This is a genomic window from Streptomyces sp. NPDC003635, from assembly GCF_053587635.1.
In genome coordinates this window covers 17013-33727 of record NZ_JBSFOK010000068.1, presented here as the reverse complement: position 1 = coordinate 33727, position 16715 = coordinate 17013, and the positions used below count along the sequence as shown (strand labels likewise).

Sequence of the window (16715 nt, the reverse complement as noted above, 5' to 3'; positions counted from 1 at the left end):
CCCGCCCACAACCTGACATCAGCAAGGTCCCCACCCATGAACACACCAACGACCAACCTGGCCACCAGTCACGGCAAGCACCGTTGCAGTACTAGCCTGCGTGCGGTGGCGCATACCTGGCATGGTCGAGGTGTGAGAACGGTGCTCCTGCACATGTCCCGTCCCGCTCCCGCCCGGAGCCCGTCCGCCCGGCTGCGCCGGACCGTGGACGTCGCGGCACGTCAAGTGATCGATGCCCACCGCGTTGTGGGGTGGACCCTACATCGGCGTGGGGGAGCCCCGAGCAATGCCGAGGGAACGCACGACAGACCGGGGTGACGCCTGCTCGGAGACTTGGCGCTTGGATCCGGGAGGTCCTTCAGGCCGGTTGGCCTGCCAAGTCCCTAGGAGGCGACCATGCGGAAGTTCCACCGCTCACTGGAGATCACACACTGGGTGACTCCCGCTCTTCCCTTCAGACTGAGCTGCGAGTTCTCGTACGACACACAGGACCCGCTCGCCGTGACCCTGCTCCTCGACAGCGACGGCGAGCGGCCGGTGCGCTGGATACTCCTCCGGGAGTTGCTGGCCGAGGGCATCACCGCCCGGTCGGGCGAGGGCGATGTCGTGATCTGGCCGGTCCCCGACCAGGACGGAGAACCGTCGTCGTTCCGTGTGCTGTTGGGATCGGACCACACGGCACTGTTCGAGATCCCCGTCGAACCCGTCCAGGAGTGGCTCTCCGGCACGTACTCCCTGGTTGCGCCGGGGACCGAGCTGGACGGCGTGGACTGGGACGAGTTGGTCCAGCTCGCGGAGTGAGCGAGCGGCAAGCGGGACACACCCGCGGCGGATCCGAGCCGAGCGAATACGTCGATGGAGAGGAAGAGAGGAAGACGATGTCCAGCACACCGCGCCCCCTTGTGAACGACTGGCAGTGGCAGCAGCGCGCCGCCTGCCGCGGAATGAGCAGTGCCGTCTTCTTCTCGCCGCGGGGGGAGCGGGGCCGGGCACGCCAGGAGCGGGAAGAGCGGGCCCGTCGGGTGTGTGCCCGGTGCGAGGTCGTCGAGATCTGCGCGGCCACGGCGGTACGGCAGGGTGAGGCCTTCGGAGTCTGGGGCGGTCTGTCTCGTGCCGAACGCCGACGGCTCGGTGGGAACACCGCGGACACCACCGACGCGGGCGAGAGACAGACCGCCCCCTCGTGGTGACCGACGCGGCTCAGGCCGCCTCGGGCAGCGGGATCCGGATCAGGATCGCGGTACCACCGCCGACGGGGGAGTCGATGGCCAGCGTTCCGTCGAAGGCCGCCACGCGGTCCGCCAGCCCCAGCATCCCGCTGCCGCTGGACGCCTTGCCCACGCCGCCTGTCCCGTCGTCCACGACGCGGATGCGCAGCACGTCCCCGAATTCGATGGTGACGTCGATCCGGGAGGCCTGGGCGTGCTTGACGGCGTTCGTCACGGCCTCGGCCACCACGAAGTACGCGTTCGACTCGACGGTGGGGGAGATCCGCCGCTCGTCCCGGCACTCGACGACGGTGGGCACCGGACACCGGGACGCCAGGTCTCTGACCGCCGCGACAAGTCCCTTCACGGTCAGCACGAGGGGGTAGATGCCCGAAGCGAGTTCGCGTAGTTCGTTGATCGCCGTCTGCGCGTTGTCGATCGACTGGTCCAGCAGTTCGGTCGCGGTGGCCTCGGTGTCGGGGATCAGCTCCCGTGCGAGCCGGAGCCCGATCATCAGGCTCACCAGGCGCTGCTGCGCCCCGTCGTGCAGATCCCGCGCCGTGCGCCGGTGCACCGCCTCGGTGCTCTCCATGATGCGCCTGCGGCTGTCCTGGAGGGATGCCGCCATGGTGTTGAAGGAGCTGCCCAGAGCCGCGATCTCGGCCACCCTGCTGGGGGGCACCCGCACACTCAGGTTTCCGCCCGCGAGTCGCTCCGCCGCGGCGGCGGTTCCGCGCACCGGCCGTACCACCGCACGGTGTTGGAGCACGGTGAAGACGGTGACGAGCGCGGTGAGCGCCGCGAGTCCCACGGTCGCCGTCAGCACCGCCTGATGGCTGTTGGACCCCGCCGCGTCGGAACGCTCCTCGAGCTGTGCCCGTTCGTGGGCCATGTACCGGTCGAACTGGGCCCGCAGGGCGTCGACGCGCTGTTTGCCCTCAGCCGTCAGCGTGAGGCCGGAGGCGGCGGCGTCGCCTTGGCGCACCATCCGGACCAGCGGCACCGAGTAGTCGTTCAGGAAGGATTCGACGCCACGCGTGATGTGCTCCGCGGCGCGCAGCTGTTCGGGGGAGGTGGTGCTCCCGGTGAACCGCCGTGCCGCCGCGGGATACTCCGCGCGTGCCGCCCGCCAGGGCTGGAGGAACGACTCCCGCTCGGTGATCACGAACCCGCGCTGGCCCGTCTCCAGGTCGAGCAGCAGCTGTTTCATGCCGCCGGCCTCGACGAGAGCCGTCCGGGAGGCGCGCCTGGCCGAGACGGAGCTGTTCGCGTCCCCGATCGCCCACAGCAGGACGGTGAATACGACACATATCAGCAGCCCGAGCAGACCGCCCGCCGCGACGGTCAGGCTTGTCAGCCCGAGCCGCCGGCCCTTGTACCCCCGCCACACCCTCATGCTCCGCCCACCGATGGATGACACCGACACACCTTGAGTGTGCAATGTATAGGCGAAACGACGAAGTGTGCCCCCGTGCGAGGTGATGAGCACGGTCAGGGCGAGGAAGAACGGCGAGCCCCGTCCTGTGCGGGGTCGGTTCCGGGTGCCTCGGCCGTCCAGGACGTGAGGATGCGCAGCGCGTCGTGGGAGGGGCTGCCGGGTTCGGCGGTCAGGACCATCAGACGTTGTCCGGAGCCGTCCGGACTGGCCCACGTGTCACAGTCGAGGGTGAGATCGCCGACGAGGCGATGGCGGTAGTGCTTGGTCCCGTACGACGCGCTGTTGACGCGGTGTTCGGCCCACCACGAACGGAAGTCCGTGTCACGGACCGACAGCTCACCGACGAGCCGGGCGAGGTCGGGGTCGTCGGGGCCGCCCGCGGCCTCCATGCGCAGCGCGGCGACCGCCTCCCGGGCGTCATGCGCCCACTCCCTGTGCATCGCGCGGATCACCGGGTCCGTGAACAGCAGGTCCACATAGTTGCGCCGGGCCGCGGGCAGGGCGCCGAAGTCGATGTACAGCGCGGTGGCGGCGGGGTTCCAGGCGAGGATGTCCAGCCGCTCGCCGAGGACCAGGGCGGGGGTCTGGACGAGCTGGTCCAGCAGGCGGCGCATGGCGGGTCGCACGCGCTGGGCGGGACGGCGGTGCCGGGGCCGGTCGTCGGTGCGGCCGGCCAGTTCGTACAGGTAGCGCTGCTGGTCGTCGTCGAGGCGCAGGGCGTGGGCCAAGGTGGCGAGGACGGCGGCCGAGGCCCGGACGCGGCCCTGCTCGAGGCGCGTGTAGTAGTCCACGCTGATCGCGGCGAGCTGGGCGACCTCTTCGCGGCGCAGGCCCGGGACCCGGCGCGGGGCGTCCGACTGGGGCAGGCCGCACTCCCGCGGGTCCAACTGCGCGCGACGGGCTTTGAGGAAGGCGCCGAGATGGGAAGGAGACGTCGGTTGCATGCTCTCCAGTGTGTCACGCGACGCCGGAGGGGACGCGACACGTGTGAGGGGGAAGGTTCTTTCCCAGGCAGAAACCTGGCTCTTCAGCGGGCCGCGTCGACGGTGCAGTGTGGATGTGTGCCCGGCGGTGCGGCCTCCCAGTGCCGCCGACCGGGACGTGCATGTCCCTTCACCCGGAGAGAGTTGTTCCCATGGCCAAGATCAGTGTCAGCTTCGACAGCGCGGGTATCGAACTCGCCGCGCACCTTTACGTTCCCGACACGGCCGCGCGGGGTCCGCGCCCGGCGCTGGTCGTCGGCCACCCCGGTACCGGAGTGAAGGAGCAGACCTCCGGCACGTACGCACGACTGATGGCCGAGCGCGGCTTCGTCACGCTCGCCTTCGACGCCGCCCACCAGGGTGAGTCCGGCGGTCTGCCGCGCGGACTGGAGGACCCCGCCCAGCGGGTGGAGGACTTCAAGGCCGCCGTTTCGTACCTCGTCACCCGTGAGGAGGTCGACGCCGAGCGGATCGGCCTGCTCGGCATCTGCGCCTCCGGCGGCTATTCCCTGGCCGCGACCGGCGGAGACCACCGCGTCAAGGCCGTGGCGACGGTGTGCACCGCCGACCCCTCCCGGCAGTTCCGCCTCGGCGCGGACGGCACGCAGGACCCGGCCGTCTTCCAGTCCCTGCTGGGCGCCGCCGCGCAGGCCCGTACGGCCGCTGCCCGCGGCGAGGACCCCGGCACCATGACCATGTTCCCCGAGACCGCCGCACAGGCCGGTGCGCTCGGCGGGCAGCACGGCGTCGAGGGGTACGAGTACTACTGCACCGCACGCGGCGAGCACGAGCGGTCCGCGAAGTTCCTGGCCTGGGAGAGCATCGACAAACTCGCCTTCTACGACGCGTTCTTCGCCGTCCCCCTCATCGCTCCCCGCCCCATGCTCCAGATCATCGGGGAGCGCGCGGTCACGGCATGGATGGCCGTCGAGGCCCACCAGCGCGCCACCGGCCCCAAGGAACTGCACTGGATCAAGGGCGCGAGCCATGTCGACCTCTACGACAAGCGCGAGTACATCGACCCCGCCGTGGACAAGCTCACCGACTTCTTCACGGCCGGCCTGGACAAGTGATCCGCTCGGCATGCGGGACGGTGGCCGCGCCGGCATGCCGTACACTTGATCACGAGTTGGTCGCCCGCAACTGCGGGTGGTCGGCGCTGCGTTGGTGGTCCAAGGAAAGACGCCCCGCTTCCTGCGGGGAAATGCAGGTGCAAGGCCTGCCCGGCGCTCGACCATGGGGCCCGTCCGCGTTCTGCGGACGGGCCCCGCGTGTCGTTCAGGCCGCCGTCGGAGAACTGACCTGGGTGACGGGCGGGTTGAGGCGGGCGAAGCCCTCCTGCCGCTGGTAGGGGAAGTAGGGGTAGGGCGCCGTCCTGGTGCTCGCCGCGTCGAGTCTCGCCATCTGCTCCGACGTCAGGGACCAGCCCACGGCGCCGAGGTTCTGACGGAGTTGCTCTTCGTTGCGGGCGCCGATGATGACGGAGGAGACGGTCGGCCGCTGCAGGAGCCAGTTGATGGCGATCTGGGGGATGGCCTTGCCGGTTTCCTGTGCGATCTCGTCGAGGGCGTCGACGACCCGGTACAGGTGCTCCTCTTCGACCGGCGGGCCGAAGTCGGCGGTGTCGTGCAGTCGGCTGCCGGCGGGCAACGGCCTGCCGCGGCGGATCTTTCCGGTGAGCCGTCCCCAGCCGAGCGGGCTCCAGACGAGTGCGCCGAGGCCCTGGTCGCGTCCGAGCGGCATCAGTTCCCACTCGTAGTCGCGGCCGACGAGGGAGTAGTAGACCTGATGGGCGACGTAGCGCGGATGGCCGTACTTCTCGGCGACCGCGAGGGACTTCATCGCCTGCCAGCCGGAGAAGTTGGAGACGCCCGCGTAGCGGATCTTCCCCGCGCGGACCAGGTCGTCGAGCGTGGACAGGACTTCCTCGACCGGCGTACCTGCGTCGAAGGCGTGCAGTTGGAACAGGTCGATGTAGTCGGTGCCCAGTCGGCGCAGCGCGTCCTCGCATGCCCTGATCAGGCGGGATCGGGAGGAACCCGCGTCGCCCGGTCCGTCACCCATCGGCAGGCCGGTCTTGGTGGAGACGATCACCTGCTCCCTGCGGCCCTTGATCGCCTCGCCCAGCACCTCCTCGGACGCGCCCGCGGAATAGACGTCCGCGGTGTCGAACATGGTGATCCCGGCGTCCAGGCAGATGTCCACGAGGCGGCGTGCCTCCTGTGCATCGGTGCTGCCCCAGGCGCCGAACAGCGGCCCTCGGCCACCGAAGGTGCCGGCGCCGAAGCTCAGCGCGGGGACCTTGAGTCCGGATGTGCCCAGCCGCCTGTACTCCATGGCCGTACCCCAATCTCCTCATTCGGCAGTCACTAACGGGTCTATGGTTCCGTTAGTATGGATGCCAAGCTAGCACGCCGTGGTCATTAATGAAACTGGGGTCCCGTTATGGATTCGAAGGATGCGGAGCCGGGGAGCGTACGGCCCGGCGGGCGTACGGCGCGGGTGCGGGCGGCGGTGCTGAGGGCGGCCGGGGACAGCCTGGCCGAGGGGGGATTCGCCCAGCTGGACCTCGCCGACATCGCACGCCGGGCCGAGGTCGGCAAGACGACCGTCTACCGCCGCTGGGGCACGGTGACCGGTCTGGTGGCCGACCTGCTCATGGACATGGCCGAGCAGTCACTGCCGCGCACCGAGACCGGCTCACTGCTCGGCGACCTCAAGGCCAACGCCCGTCTCGTGCAACGCACCTTGGCGGACCCGAGGCAGGGAGCCCTGTTCAAAGCGGTGATCGCGGCGGCCACCTGCGAACCCAGGACCGCCGAGGCCCTGCACCGCTTCTACGACATCCGCGTCGAGGAGTGGGCCCCCTGTGTCCAACAGGCCGTCGACCGGGGCGACTTGCCCGAGGGCACCGACGCCCACGAGGTGATCCGCGCCGTCTCCGCCCCCCTCTACTACCGCCTGCTGACCAGCGGCACCGTCCTGGACGAAGAGGCCGCGGACCGCGCTGCCGAGGCCGCGGCGGCTGCCGCGCGTGCGGGGGTGTACGTGCGGTAAGGCGTGGGGAGTGACGCGCGGCGGGTGGATCAAGGCGTGCTGCTCCGGGAGCCCCTCACTCGCGACCGCCGCCGCCGAGTCAACCACCAGCCCGCGCCAACACAGACGAGCACGACAAGTGGGATCCAGCGAGCGGGGACGACGATCCGGCGGCGCCGCCGCGGGGCAGGCCTGGAGTCGTGGCCTGTCTCCAGGGCCTGACCGGGCGTCCGGCGGGGCGGGTCGGCGGCTCGCGGGGGAGACGCTTGGTCGGCTTCTCCGACCGGAGGGGGAGCGGGTTCCGTCGACAGCGTTCGCTTGATGCCGCGCCACACCCACTCCGGTGGTGCGACCGTCAGGTCCGACGCCTCGACGCTGAGCGCGATGTCCACCACCTTCGCGATCCGGGTCAGTTCCTCGCGGCAGGCCGGGCAGGCGGCCAGATGCCGGAGGGCGGCGGTGGCCTCGTGCGACGGCGAGGTACCCAGCGCCAGCTCCACCATGTGGGCGGGATCGACGTGGGTCACCGCACCCTCCGATCTCCTGTGAGGCGGTATGGGCACGCGGCTTCCCCCACCGCCCGGACCCCGAGCGCACGCGACACGGCCGCTGGGCAGGGGGAGTCGGGGGTGAGGGAGACGCCGGTGCCGTCGGTAATGCGCGGCGAGTGCCGGCTACTTGCCGCTGAGCGTCTGGGTCTTGAGCGCCAGGTTGTCCTGATCGGCGCTGCCCCAGGCGTAGACGACGTTGCTGGAGCCCTCCGGGAGCCTGAGGTCGGCCGGACCGATGGCCACGGTGTTCGTGCCGGCCAGGACCACGTCGGCGGAGACGGTGCCGGACGGGACCGAGGCGGTTGCCTGCTCGGGGTTCTTCAGGTCCTTGAACACCGGTTGGCCGTCGGCCCGGACGTCCACGGCGGGAGCGGCGGCCACATGACGCACGGTCAGCCGGGCCTCGCCCGCGTCGACCTTCGACACGTCGTTGACGAACGCCGTCAGCTGGGGCTTGCCGTCCGCGGACAGGTGTGCCGCCACGGTGGCGTTGGCCCCCGCGGGCACCTCGATCTCCTTCTCGACGGCCGGGGTGCCGTCGGGGCCCTGGCCCGCTTCGAAGACCTGGATGTCGTACGTGCCCGCTTCGAGGGGCTGGGGCTTGGTGACGGTGCCGGGGGTGAAGTCGCTGAGGAGTTCGTCGCCGTTGGCGTAGACGTCCACCGTCAGTCCGGGTACGCCGTGGAAGACGGAGACCATGGCTTTGTCGTCGCCGGAGGGGGCCGCGAGGGAGGACGTGGTCACGCCGAGAGTCAGGGCGCAGGCGCCGGCCGTCGCGGCGATGGTGAGGCAGAGCCGCGGGATCATGGTGATCATCCCTTCGAGGAGAACGCCCGCCGGTCGAGGGGGCTGCTGGGGTTTCCGCGATCGTCGTCGTCGTGGATGCGGCCGGCGGCCCTTCTTTCGGCCGGTCAGGCCTGTGCGCTGTCGGCAGGTGCTTGTTCGAGCACGGTGCGCAGGCGGTGCAGGCCGCGACGGACATGGCTCTTCACGGTGCCCAGGGGCAGACCGGTGCGTTCCGCGATCTGGGCCTGGGTGAGGTCCTCGTAGAAGGCCAGGCCGAGGACGAGCCGCTGCTGCTGGGGCAGCCTGGCGAGTTCGTGCAGCAAAACGATGCGGTCGAGGATGTGGTCCGGCGGTGCCGCGTCCGGTGGCATCGCGTCCGTCTGCTGGGCGGCGTCGATCAGGTGCAGGCGCCGGGTCCTGGCCGCGAGGGCGTCGATGATCTTGCGGCGGGTGATGCCGACGATCCAGGCGCCCAGCGGGCCCCGTTCGGGGCGGAAGCCGGCCCGGCCGCGCCAGGCCCCGATGAACACCTGCTGCGTCACGTCGTCGGCCTCGTGGCTGTCGCCCAGGGACCGGGCCGCCATCGTGTGGACCAGGCCGCCCCAGCGCTGGTAGATCGCCGCGAACGCGGTCTCGTCGGCGGCCAGCAGGCCCCGCGCGAGCGCGTCCTCGTTCGGCGTCTCTTCCATCAGCCGACCGGGTGGGGGCGGCGATGTGGAACGTACGTTCGCGGTCATGGCCGGTTCCTCCTGCCATGTTCAGGGGCGGGGACGAGGCCGTTCGGCGCGGTTGTTCGCCCTGGATCCGGGCAGTCCGGGTCCGTCTGGTGTCCAGTCTTGGAACCCAAAACGATGCGAACAACATGCGTCGCTTGTGCGTCGTTTCTATCTCGTACACTGGTGCGATGGACGGCAACCGGGCGCAGGACGACGACAAGGACCACCGAGGCGGTCTAACGACCGGTGAGGTCGCCAGGCGGCTGGGTGTGGCGCCCACGACGGTCCGCTCGTGGGACCGGCGCTACCGACTCGGCCCCTCCGCGCACACAGGCGGCAAGCACCGGCGCTGGAATGCCGAGGACGTGGCGCGGCTGGAGCGCATGTGCGCCCTGACCGCGTCCGGGCTCGCCCCCGCGGAGGCCGCGCGCCTCGCGCTCAGCGGTGAGCAGGTGGACGCCGACCAGCCGCCCTCCCGCGTCGACCGCCCGTCATCACCACCTGCGGGCCGCGGGCGCGGCAGTGGCCTGCACCTGGGGGACGGGCGCCAGGAGAGCAAAGGGGTCGCCCGGGCGGCGCTGCGCCTCGACGCTTCCGCGCTGGACGAGTTGCTGACGGCCGCGATCGAGGAACACGGGCTGATCGCGGCCTGGACCGAGGTGATCGTGCCGACGCTCCAGGCGGTCGGCCGGAAGTGGGAGAGATCGGGCGAGCGGTACGTCGAGGTCGAGCACTTCCTGTCCTGGCACGTCTCCTGCGCCCTGCGGCGCGCAGCGCCTCCCGCGATCGCCCACCGCCCGGGCGTCACCACACTGCTCGCGTGCGTGCCGGGGGAGAACCACACCCTGCCACTGGAGGTGCTGGCCGCCGCGCTGGCCGAGCGGGGGATCCCGGTACGGATGTTCGGTGGCGCGATGCCCGTGGAATCGCTGGTCGCGGCGGTACGCAGGACCGGGCCGGCGGTGGTGGGCCTGTGGGCGCAGTCCCGCAGCACGGCCAGCCGGCCCCTGGCACAGCATGTCGCCGCGATGGCGTGGGGCGTGCGCGGCGCCCGCCAGAAGCCGGCCGTGATGACGCTCGGTCCCGGCTGGGCGGGTCAGACCGTGCCCGGCCTGCTCCGCCCGACGGTCCTGGCGGACGCCGTCACGGCGGTGGAGTCACGGGTGCATCCGTGAGCGCCGGACCGCCGTGCTGCTCTCATACGGCGTAGGCATGGGTCTGGGTCGCCTTGACCGTCGCCCAGACCTCCGCGCCCGGGTGCAGGCCGAGTTCGGCCGCGGCCACCGTGGTGAGGTCGGCGACGAGGGAGAGTTGGCCGGTGAGGTCGGCGCGGATCTGGTCGCCGTGGGTCTCCAGGCCCGTCACGTGGCAGTGCCAGAGATTGCGGGCGCTCGTGCCGGTGGGGCGCTCGCGGAACAGGGTGACCGCGCTCGGTGGGAACGCCACGAAGACCGGGCCGGTCAGATCCTCCGTGGTCGTGATGGCCGGTCCGGCGTCGAGGCGGACGGTGTGGCCCCGCGCGTGGCCCTTGTAGAGGTTCAGGCCGACGAGCTGGGCGATGTAGTCGGTGCGCGGATGGCGGGCGATGTCGGCCGGGGTGCCTTCCTGGACGACCCGACCGTGCTCGACGACGATCAGGCGGTCGGCCAGGACCATGGCGTCCAGCGGGTCGTGGGTGACCAGTACGGCGACGGCCTCGAAGTCGGCCAGATGGCGGCGGAGTTGGGTGCGGATCTCCAGGCGGGTGCGGGCGTCCAGGGCCGCGAGAGGCTCGTCCAGCAGCAGGAGCCGGGGGTTCGTGGCCAGCGCGCGGGCGAGGGCGACCCGTTGGGCCTGACCGCCGGAGAGCTTGCGCGGCTTGGCCGCGGCGTGCTCGGTCAGCCCCATGCGGTCCAGCCAGGTGGCCGCCTGCGCGCGGGCCTCCGCCTTGGCCGTCCCCTGGCAGCGCGGTCCGAAGGCCACGTTGTCCAGCGCCGACAGATGAGGGAAGAGAAGGTAGTCCTGGAAGACGACGCCGACCGGGCGGGACTCCGGCGGCGTGCCGTCCAACTCGGTTCCGTCCAGGCGCAGATGCCCGTCGGACAGGGGCACGAGACCGGCCAGGGCGCGCAGGGCTGTCGTCTTGCCGGCGCCGTTGGGGCCGAGCAGGGCGGCCACCTCGCCCGGAGCGACCGCGAGGGACACGTCCAGGCGGAAGCTGCCCCGGTCCACCACGAGGCGGGTGTCGAGTCCCGGCCCGGAGGTCTCGGCCGGGAGAGTGCGGGTGGTGTCGTGGATCTCGGTCATCCTGCTGTCATCCAACGGTCGCGCAGGCCGGCCAGCACCGCGACGGAGACGGCCAGCAGCACCAGGCTGAGGGCGATGGCCGCCTCGGGGTCGCTCTGCAGGGCCAGGTAGACGGCCAACGGCATGGTCTGGGTCCGGCCGGGGAAGTTGCCGGCGAAGGTGATCGTCGCGCCGAACTCGCCGAGTGCGCGGGCCCAGGCGAGGACGGCGCCCGCCGCGATGCCCGGCGCGATGAGGGGGAGCGTGACGCGGCGGAAGGCGGTGAAGCGGGACGCGCCGAGCGTGGCCGCCGCCTCCTCGAAGCGCGGGTCGGCCGCACGCAGCGTGCCCTCGACGCTGATGACGAGGAAGGGCATGGCCACGAACGCCTCGGCCACGACCACCCCCGCCGTCGTGAACGGCAAGGTGATCCCGAACCAGGAGTCCAGCCACTGCCCGACGAGGCCGTTGCGGCCGAGGGCCATCAGCAGCGCGACACCGCCGACGACCGGAGGCAGCACGAGGGGAAGGGTGACCAGGGCCCGGACGAGGCCGCGGCCGGGGAACTCGACTCGGGCCAGCAGCCAGGCCAGCGGCACGCCGATCACCAGGCTCACCGCGGTCGCGGCCGTGGCGCACACCAGGGACAGTTGGAGCGCCTGCCATACCTCGGCGCTGGTCAGCTGCTCGGGCAGACTGCTCCACGGCGCTCGTACGAGCAGGGCGACCAGGGGCACGATCAAGAAGGCCAGACCCAGCAGGGCGGGCAGCAGCAGGGGGAGCGGGACGCCGGTGCGGGCGCGCCGGCGCCGCGGCCCACCCGTGCGGGGGGCCGCCTCGGCGCCGGTCTTGGGCGGGGAGGTCACGGCTTGAGGAACCCGGCCTCGGTCAGGACCCGTTGGCCCTCGGCGGACTGCACGAGCGCGATGAACGCCTTGGCGGTCTCGGTGTTCTGCGAGTTCCTGAGCAGGGTGATCGGGTAGTCGTTGATGGCGTCGGCCGACTCGGGGAAGTCCACGCCCTCCACCTTGTCACCCGCGGCCTTCACATCGGTCTTGTAGACGACCGCCGCGTCCGCCTCCTTCAGTTCGACCTTGGTCAGCGCGGCCTTGACGTCCTGCTCGTACGAGACAGGCGTGAGCTTGAGGTTGCCGGCGTCGAGGGCCTTCCGCGCGGCGGCGCCGCACGGCACTTCCTCGTCGCACAGCACGACCTTCAGATCGGAGTCGGTGAGGTCCTCGAGGGAGTCGACCTTGTCCGGGTTGCCGGGGAGGGTGGCGATCTCCAGCTGGTTGCGCACGAAGGTGGCGGGCGTGCCGGAGGCGTCCCCGGCGTCCGTGACGATCTTCATCGTCTTGGGGCTGGCGGAGGCGAACACGTCCGCCGGGGCCCCGCCGGTGATGCTCGCGGCGAGGGAGTCGCTGCCGCCGAAGCTGAAGGTGACCTTCGTGCCCGGGTGCTCCTGCTCGAACTGCTTGCCCAGCTGCTCGAAGCTGCCCTTCAGGGAGGCCGCGGCGAAGACGGTCACGTCTCCGGAGACTTTGGCCGACGCGGAGGCCGACGCGGAGGATTCCGGCTTCGCCGACGAGGAGTCGTCGGAGGAGCAGGCGCTCAGGGCCAGCAGCGCGGCGGCGCCTGCCCCGGTCACCAGCAGGCTCCGGCGCTTCCGGCGCACGGTACGGGTCATTACGGGTCCACTCCCTCTGGTCCTGACGGACGCGATCACCACCGGCCCTGAACGGGCCGACGGGCCGACATGCGGCGCGACTGACCGGCGCAGGCGTGGGCCGCCCCGGGGGTGATCAGTACGGCGTCCCCGATCCGGTAGCTGTGCATGTGCCGATGATAATGCCGCAGATGCGAGGGTAAAGTCCCTTGGCGCTTCGCATGAACCGGGACTTTGGTCGGCGATGTTGGCATGTGCGTTTGTACGGGACGCGGGATCCGGGTGCCTGGCCGGAGACCTGGAACGCCCCACTCGACCGCGCGGGCCCCTACTAGCTCAGCGCCCGGCGTGGAGCCCGTCGGTCAGGTGGGTGTGGCTGTGCCGCCAGCCGTACGGCAGGCGCTGGGCGCCGACCAGGTGGGGGTGCCCGGCGTGCAGGTCGGTGTGTTCGTGCTCGACGACAGGCAGGTCCCGCCGCGGCCACAGGCGCACGGCCACCAGCGCCGCACCGAGTGAGATCCCGCCCAGACAGAGCACGGCCGCCTGGAGCCCCACCGCCGCGCCGAGCCATCCGGCCAGGGGGTACGTCAGCAGCCAGCAGCCGTGGGAGAGGGAGAACTGGGCCGCGAAGGCCTGTGTGCGCTGCTGGGCCGGGGCCGAGCGGCGGATCAGACGGCCGGTCGGCGTGAGCACCATGGAGCACGCGGCCCCGAAGGCCGCCCACGTCGCCAGCAGCCCCGACCAGCCCGGGCCGCCGGCGCCCGTGGTCAGGACACCGAGCCCGGTGAAGACCAGGGGCAGGGCGAGGGCGCCGGACAACATCACCGCGCGGTCGGACACCCGGTCCAACAGGCGGGGCAGCAGCAGGGCCACGGCCATCGAGCCGGCGCCGTACGCGCCGAGCGCCAGAGACACGTCCGCCGCCCCGCGCCCCAGCAGATCGCGCACGTAGACCACGGTGTTGACGGTGACCATCGCGCTCGCCGCCGCGACGGCCAGGTTGAGCAGCAGCAGGGCCCGTAGGCGTGGCGTGGCGAAGAACAGGCGGGCGCCCGCTGTGGCCTTGGCGTACCCGCCCGCCCCGCCCGGGTCCGCGGCCGGGATCGGTTTCGGCAGTACGGCGGACACCACCAGGGCCGCGGAGGCGAGGAAGCCGATCACCGTGCCCAGGAACAGCCAGTTGTAGGTGATCAGGGAGAGCAGCGCGGCGGCCAGGGCGGGGCTGAACAGGCTCTCCAGGTCGTAGGCGAGGCGGGACAGCGACAGTGCCCGGGTGTAGTCGCGTTCGGCGGGCAGGACATCGGGGATGACGGCCTGGAACGTGGGGGTGAAGGCGGCGGACGCCGACTGGAGAAGGAAGATCAGGACGTAGACCTGCCAGACCTGGTCCACGAAGGGCAGGGACAGCGCCACGGTTGCCCGCACCAGGTCCGCGCCCACCATCAGCGCGGGCCGCGGGAGGCGGTCGGCCACCGCCGCGACGGCCGGAGCGATCACCACGTACGCCGTCATCTTGATCGCGAGCGCGGTGCCGAGCACCGACCCGGCGTGGGCGCCGGCGATGTCGTACGCGAGCAGGCCGAGCGCCACGGTCGCCAGGCCCGTGCCGACCAGGGCGACGACCTGGGCGGTGAAGAGGCGACGGTAGGTGCGGTTGCGCAGGACGGAGAGCATGCGGGGGTCTCCCGGGCCGGTGCGGGCGGGCGCGACGTCATCCCATCGTAGCGACACTTGCGCATCTGCGCACATGTCAATGTCGGGGATGTGCTCGGCCGCCTCCGCGTCCGCCCGCCGCGGCCACTACCCTGTGTGCATGCCTGCTCGCGAGCCCCTGCCACCTGCGTCCGATGCGCATCTGCGCGCCCCGGACGGCGCCCGTCTCGCGGAGGCCACCGAGGTGTTCGCACTGCTGTCGGACGCGACCCGGCTGCATCTGCTGTGGCTGCTCGCGCAGGGCGAATCCGACGTCGGCTCACTGACCGAACGTTGCCAGGCCTCGCGGACGGCGGTCAGTCAGCACCTGGCGAAACTGCGGCTCGCCGGACTCGTGGAGACCCGGCGCGAGGGTCGCTACATCCACTACAGCCTGCGGGACGGCCACCTGCGCCGCCTGGTCCTGGAGGCGCTGAGCCACGCCGACCACCGGGTCAGCGGCAAGGCACCGCACGACTGAGGTCAGCGGGATTCATCCGGCGGCAGGGGTAGTTGCCGCGCAAATGTTCCGGTACGCCGCTCTCCCCGTTGGCCCCCGGTCGGCCGTGTCTCTGTCGCACGATGGGCAGGACATGACGACGCTCGCGCTCCTGCCCCTCCCGGCCCTCCGGCCGCTTCGCGACCTGACCGGGAGGAGAGTGCTGCCGACGGCGTTCTTCGCCGCGTTGGCGACCGCGTCGGCCGCGATCGGTCGGCATGTGGCCCTCTTCGACTGCGACTTCCCCCTCGCGGACGCGGTTTTCCACGGTCCCGCCCAGACGGTCTGCCACCTCCCGATGACGCTGCTCGCGGCGTGGGCGCTGGGCAAGGCGCCGTTCACCGGGACGTGTTGGTCAGGGAAGGTGCGGCAGAGGCTGATCGCCTGCGCGGGGCGGCTCCGGGCGCTGCCGACCGTGTGGCGCGCGGCCCCCGGCCGGGCGGGGGACGCGTCCTGGTCGGGCGGTGTCCGCGGCGGGCGGGACGAGCACGCCGGAGCCGAGGTGCCGCCGAGCGGCGCGGCCGGGCGCCGGGGCCCTCCGTAGTGCGTACCCCCTGGGCGTGACCGTGGCGACGCATCGCCGAGCACGGATCGGCGCGCTCTGCCAGGCCTCGCAGGCATACCCCGGCCCCTCACATCCCGCATGCCTGCCTGTCTTCCCGCATGTGTGCCCTCCCAGCACGTCCGCTTTCCCGTACGCCTGCTTTCCCGCCGCACCAGGAGCTCAGATGCACTCACCGCGTATCGACGTCTTGCACCCCAGCGACCTCGCCGCCGCCGACGTCGCACGGTGGAATGAACTGCGGGCCCTGACCGCCCCCTTGCCCAACCCCTTCATGAGCGCGGAGTTCACCCGAGCCGTCGGCCGGGTCCGGCCCGACACCAGGGTCGCGGTCCTGCGCCGCCGAGGGGAGCCGATCGGCTACTTCCCCTACCAGCGGGGCAGATGGGGCCACGGGGCAGCGGTCGGCCTGGGCGTCTCCGACTGCCAGGGCGCGGTCCTGCGGCCAGACGTGGATCTGGACCCCCGGCACCTCATGCGGGCCTGCTCCCTGAACGCTTGGGAGTTCAACCATCTGGAAGGCGGCCAGGAACTGTTCCTGCCGTACGCCACGGGCGGGTTCGCCTCGCCCGTCGTCGACCTGTCCCACGGTTTCGAACGGTACGAGGAGCACCTCCGGGCGCGCTCCCGCGGGTTCCTGAAGGCGGCGCGGGCCCAGGAGCGGCGCATGGCCCGCAACCTCGGCTCCCTGCGCTACGTCCACGACGAGCGGGACCCCGCGGCCCTGCGGACCCTCATCGCCTGGAAGTCCGCCCACTACCTCCGCACCGGCCGCCGGGACCCCTTCGCCCAGCCCTGGATCGACCGGCTCGTGGAGTCGCTGGCCGCCACGACGTCAGCGCACTGCTCCGGCATCCTGTCGGTGCTGTACGCGGCCGGCCGACCCGTGGCCGCGCACTTCGGCCTCAGCTCCCGAACCGTCTTCTCGTGCTGGTTCCCCTCCTACGACCGGTCGTTGGCCACCTTCTCGCCAGGTCGAGTCCTCTACCTGCGCATGATCGAGGGGTGCGCCGCGTCCGGGATCCGGCAGGTCGACTTCGGCAGGGGACAGGCGGCGTACAAGGACTCCTTCAAGACCGGGGACCTCCTCGTCCACGAAGGAGCCGTGCGCGCTGCCGGTCCGGGAGCCGCCCTGCACTGGCTGCGCCGTGAACCGCTGCGGGCCGCCCACCGGTTCGTCCGTGAGCGACCCGCGCTGAGGACGGCCGCGCTGCGCGCCCTCGGGACGGTCGGCGCCGTACGGACACGCTGACGGGCGGATGGCCCCGTATCCATGTCGACGGAGCCGCATCCATAAGGGCCGGTCAGGGCGA

18 protein-coding genes are annotated in these 16715 nt (G+C 71.6%); 9 read left to right on the top strand and 9 right to left on the bottom strand.

The window, feature by feature from the left end; translation table 11 throughout:
* The first annotated feature begins 396 nt into the window (after window positions 1–396).
* Window positions 397–801 (top strand): SsgA family sporulation/cell division regulator, encoded by a 405-nt coding sequence (locus ACWDRW_RS37335; protein ID WP_451732070.1) that lies wholly within the window; start codon window positions 397–399, stop codon window positions 799–801.
* Window positions 802–878: 77 nt separating this feature from the next.
* Entirely contained in the window at window positions 879–1190 is a 312-nt protein-coding gene (locus ACWDRW_RS37330; RefSeq protein WP_451732067.1) for a WhiB family transcriptional regulator, read from the top strand.
* Window positions 1191–1200: 10 nt separating this feature from the next.
* Here the strand turns inward: ACWDRW_RS37330 and ACWDRW_RS37325 are convergent, their stop codons facing one another.
* Both ACWDRW_RS37325 and ACWDRW_RS37320 read right to left on the bottom strand, forming a co-directional pair.
* Window positions 1201–2628, bottom strand: coding sequence for a CHASE3 domain-containing protein (locus tag ACWDRW_RS37325; protein ID WP_451732064.1), 1428 nt, complete (start codon window positions 2626–2628; stop codon window positions 1201–1203).
* A 71-nt stretch (window positions 2629–2699) separates the two neighbouring features.
* The gene (locus tag ACWDRW_RS37320) at window positions 2700–3590 is read right to left on the bottom strand and encodes a helix-turn-helix domain-containing protein (RefSeq protein WP_451732062.1); all 891 of its coding nucleotides are present in this window, start codon (window positions 3588–3590) and stop codon (window positions 2700–2702) included.
* Window positions 3591–3781: 191 nt separating this feature from the next.
* Between ACWDRW_RS37320 and ACWDRW_RS37315 the strand changes: the two genes are divergently transcribed.
* A complete protein-coding gene (locus ACWDRW_RS37315) occupies window positions 3782–4702 on the top strand; it encodes an alpha/beta hydrolase (protein ID WP_451732059.1) in 921 nt (306 codons plus the stop codon).
* Window positions 4703–4907: 205 nt separating this feature from the next.
* Here the strand turns inward: ACWDRW_RS37315 and ACWDRW_RS37310 are convergent, their stop codons facing one another.
* On the bottom strand, window positions 4908–5966 hold the full coding sequence (locus ACWDRW_RS37310; protein ID WP_451732056.1) for an aldo/keto reductase: 1059 nt from the start codon (window positions 5964–5966) through the stop codon (window positions 4908–4910).
* Window positions 5967–6074: 108 nt separating this feature from the next.
* Here ACWDRW_RS37310 and ACWDRW_RS37305 point away from each other — a divergent pair, with 108 nt between their 5' ends.
* Together ACWDRW_RS37305 and ACWDRW_RS37300 are read left to right on the top strand one after the other, a co-directional pair.
* Window positions 6075–6686 carry a TetR/AcrR family transcriptional regulator gene (locus tag ACWDRW_RS37305; RefSeq protein ID WP_451732053.1) on the top strand — a complete coding sequence of 204 codons (612 nt, stop codon included), beginning with the start codon at window positions 6075–6077 and terminating at the stop codon, window positions 6684–6686.
* 300 nt (window positions 6687–6986) lie between these two features.
* A complete protein-coding gene (locus ACWDRW_RS37300) occupies window positions 6987–7214 on the top strand; it encodes a hypothetical protein (protein ID WP_451732051.1) in 228 nt (75 codons plus the stop codon).
* Between the two features lie 125 nt (window positions 7215–7339).
* Here the strand turns inward: ACWDRW_RS37300 and ACWDRW_RS37295 are convergent, their stop codons facing one another.
* Entirely contained in the window at window positions 7340–8032 is a 693-nt protein-coding gene (locus ACWDRW_RS37295) for a DUF4397 domain-containing protein (RefSeq protein ID WP_451732048.1), read from the bottom strand.
* Window positions 8033–8127: 95 nt separating this feature from the next.
* Entirely contained in the window at window positions 8128–8739 is a 612-nt protein-coding gene (locus tag ACWDRW_RS37290) for an RNA polymerase sigma factor (protein ID WP_451732045.1), read from the bottom strand.
* Between the two features lie 167 nt (window positions 8740–8906).
* On the opposite strand from ACWDRW_RS37290, the gene ACWDRW_RS37285 reads away from it, so the two are divergent.
* The gene (locus tag ACWDRW_RS37285) at window positions 8907–9893 is read left to right on the top strand and encodes a MerR family transcriptional regulator (RefSeq protein WP_451732042.1); all 987 of its coding nucleotides are present in this window, start codon (window positions 8907–8909) and stop codon (window positions 9891–9893) included.
* 22 nt (window positions 9894–9915) lie between these two features.
* Here ACWDRW_RS37285 and ACWDRW_RS37280 read toward each other — a convergent pair whose 3' ends face one another.
* The 4 genes from ACWDRW_RS37280 to ACWDRW_RS37265 all read right to left on the bottom strand — a co-directional run bounded on the left by ACWDRW_RS37280 (window position 9916) and on the right by ACWDRW_RS37265 (window position 14323).
* The gene (locus tag ACWDRW_RS37280; protein WP_451732039.1) at window positions 9916–11004 is read right to left on the bottom strand and encodes an ABC transporter ATP-binding protein; all 1089 of its coding nucleotides are present in this window, start codon (window positions 11002–11004) and stop codon (window positions 9916–9918) included.
* Entirely contained in the window at window positions 11001–11849 is an 849-nt protein-coding gene (locus tag ACWDRW_RS37275; RefSeq protein ID WP_451732036.1) for an ABC transporter permease, read from the bottom strand. Before ACWDRW_RS37275 ends, ACWDRW_RS37280 begins: the two co-directional genes overlap by 4 nt.
* Entirely contained in the window at window positions 11846–12670 is an 825-nt protein-coding gene (gene modA, locus ACWDRW_RS37270) for a molybdate ABC transporter substrate-binding protein (protein WP_451732032.1), read from the bottom strand. Before modA ends, ACWDRW_RS37275 begins: the two co-directional genes overlap by 4 nt.
* Window positions 12671–12985: 315 nt before the next feature.
* Entirely contained in the window at window positions 12986–14323 is a 1338-nt protein-coding gene (locus ACWDRW_RS37265) for an MFS transporter (protein WP_451732029.1), read from the bottom strand.
* Between the two features lie 139 nt (window positions 14324–14462).
* On the opposite strand from ACWDRW_RS37265, the gene ACWDRW_RS37260 reads away from it, so the two are divergent.
* The 3 genes from ACWDRW_RS37260 (at window position 14463) to ACWDRW_RS37250 (ending at window position 16654) form a co-directional block, all read left to right on the top strand.
* Window positions 14463–14822 (top strand): ArsR/SmtB family transcription factor, encoded by a 360-nt coding sequence (locus ACWDRW_RS37260; protein WP_451732026.1) that lies wholly within the window; start codon window positions 14463–14465, stop codon window positions 14820–14822.
* Between the two features lie 112 nt (window positions 14823–14934).
* A complete protein-coding gene (locus ACWDRW_RS37255; protein ID WP_451732023.1) occupies window positions 14935–15384 on the top strand; it encodes a hypothetical protein in 450 nt (149 codons plus the stop codon).
* A 184-nt stretch (window positions 15385–15568) separates the two neighbouring features.
* On the top strand, window positions 15569–16654 hold the full coding sequence (locus ACWDRW_RS37250; RefSeq protein WP_451732021.1) for a GNAT family N-acetyltransferase: 1086 nt from the start codon (window positions 15569–15571) through the stop codon (window positions 16652–16654).
* The last annotated feature ends 61 nt before the right edge of the window (window positions 16655–16715 follow it).

What these genes read in the sequence shown, in the direction of transcription:
- ACWDRW_RS37335 (WP_451732070.1), top strand. Translation starts at nt 397, where the DNA reads ATGCGGAAGTTCCACCGCTCACTGGAGATCACACACTGGGTGACTCCC.
- ACWDRW_RS37330 (WP_451732067.1), top strand. Translation starts at nt 879, where the DNA reads ATGTCCAGCACACCGCGCCCCCTTGTGAACGACTGGCAGTGGCAGCAG.
- ACWDRW_RS37320 (WP_451732062.1), bottom strand. Translation starts at nt 3,590, where the DNA reads ATGCAACCGACGTCTCCTTCCCATCTCGGCGCCTTCCTCAAAGCCCGT.
- ACWDRW_RS37315 (WP_451732059.1), top strand. Translation starts at nt 3,782, where the DNA reads ATGGCCAAGATCAGTGTCAGCTTCGACAGCGCGGGTATCGAACTCGCC.
- ACWDRW_RS37310 (WP_451732056.1), bottom strand. Translation starts at nt 5,966, where the DNA reads ATGGAGTACAGGCGGCTGGGCACATCCGGACTCAAGGTCCCCGCGCTG.
- ACWDRW_RS37305 (WP_451732053.1), top strand. Translation starts at nt 6,075, where the DNA reads ATGGATTCGAAGGATGCGGAGCCGGGGAGCGTACGGCCCGGCGGGCGT.
- ACWDRW_RS37300 (WP_451732051.1), top strand. Translation starts at nt 6,987, where the DNA reads ATGCCGCGCCACACCCACTCCGGTGGTGCGACCGTCAGGTCCGACGCC.
- ACWDRW_RS37295 (WP_451732048.1), bottom strand. Translation starts at nt 8,032, where the DNA reads ATGATCACCATGATCCCGCGGCTCTGCCTCACCATCGCCGCGACGGCC.
- ACWDRW_RS37290 (WP_451732045.1), bottom strand. Translation starts at nt 8,739, where the DNA reads ATGACCGCGAACGTACGTTCCACATCGCCGCCCCCACCCGGTCGGCTG.
- ACWDRW_RS37285 (WP_451732042.1), top strand. Translation starts at nt 8,907, where the DNA reads ATGGACGGCAACCGGGCGCAGGACGACGACAAGGACCACCGAGGCGGT.
- ACWDRW_RS37280 (WP_451732039.1), bottom strand. Translation starts at nt 11,004, where the DNA reads ATGACCGAGATCCACGACACCACCCGCACTCTCCCGGCCGAGACCTCC.
- modA (WP_451732032.1), bottom strand. Translation starts at nt 12,670, where the DNA reads ATGACCCGTACCGTGCGCCGGAAGCGCCGGAGCCTGCTGGTGACCGGG.
- ACWDRW_RS37265 (WP_451732029.1), bottom strand. Translation starts at nt 14,323, where the DNA reads ATGCTCTCCGTCCTGCGCAACCGCACCTACCGTCGCCTCTTCACCGCC.
- ACWDRW_RS37260 (WP_451732026.1), top strand. Translation starts at nt 14,463, where the DNA reads ATGCCTGCTCGCGAGCCCCTGCCACCTGCGTCCGATGCGCATCTGCGC.
- ACWDRW_RS37255 (WP_451732023.1), top strand. Translation starts at nt 14,935, where the DNA reads ATGACGACGCTCGCGCTCCTGCCCCTCCCGGCCCTCCGGCCGCTTCGC.
- ACWDRW_RS37250 (WP_451732021.1), top strand. Translation starts at nt 15,569, where the DNA reads ATGCACTCACCGCGTATCGACGTCTTGCACCCCAGCGACCTCGCCGCC.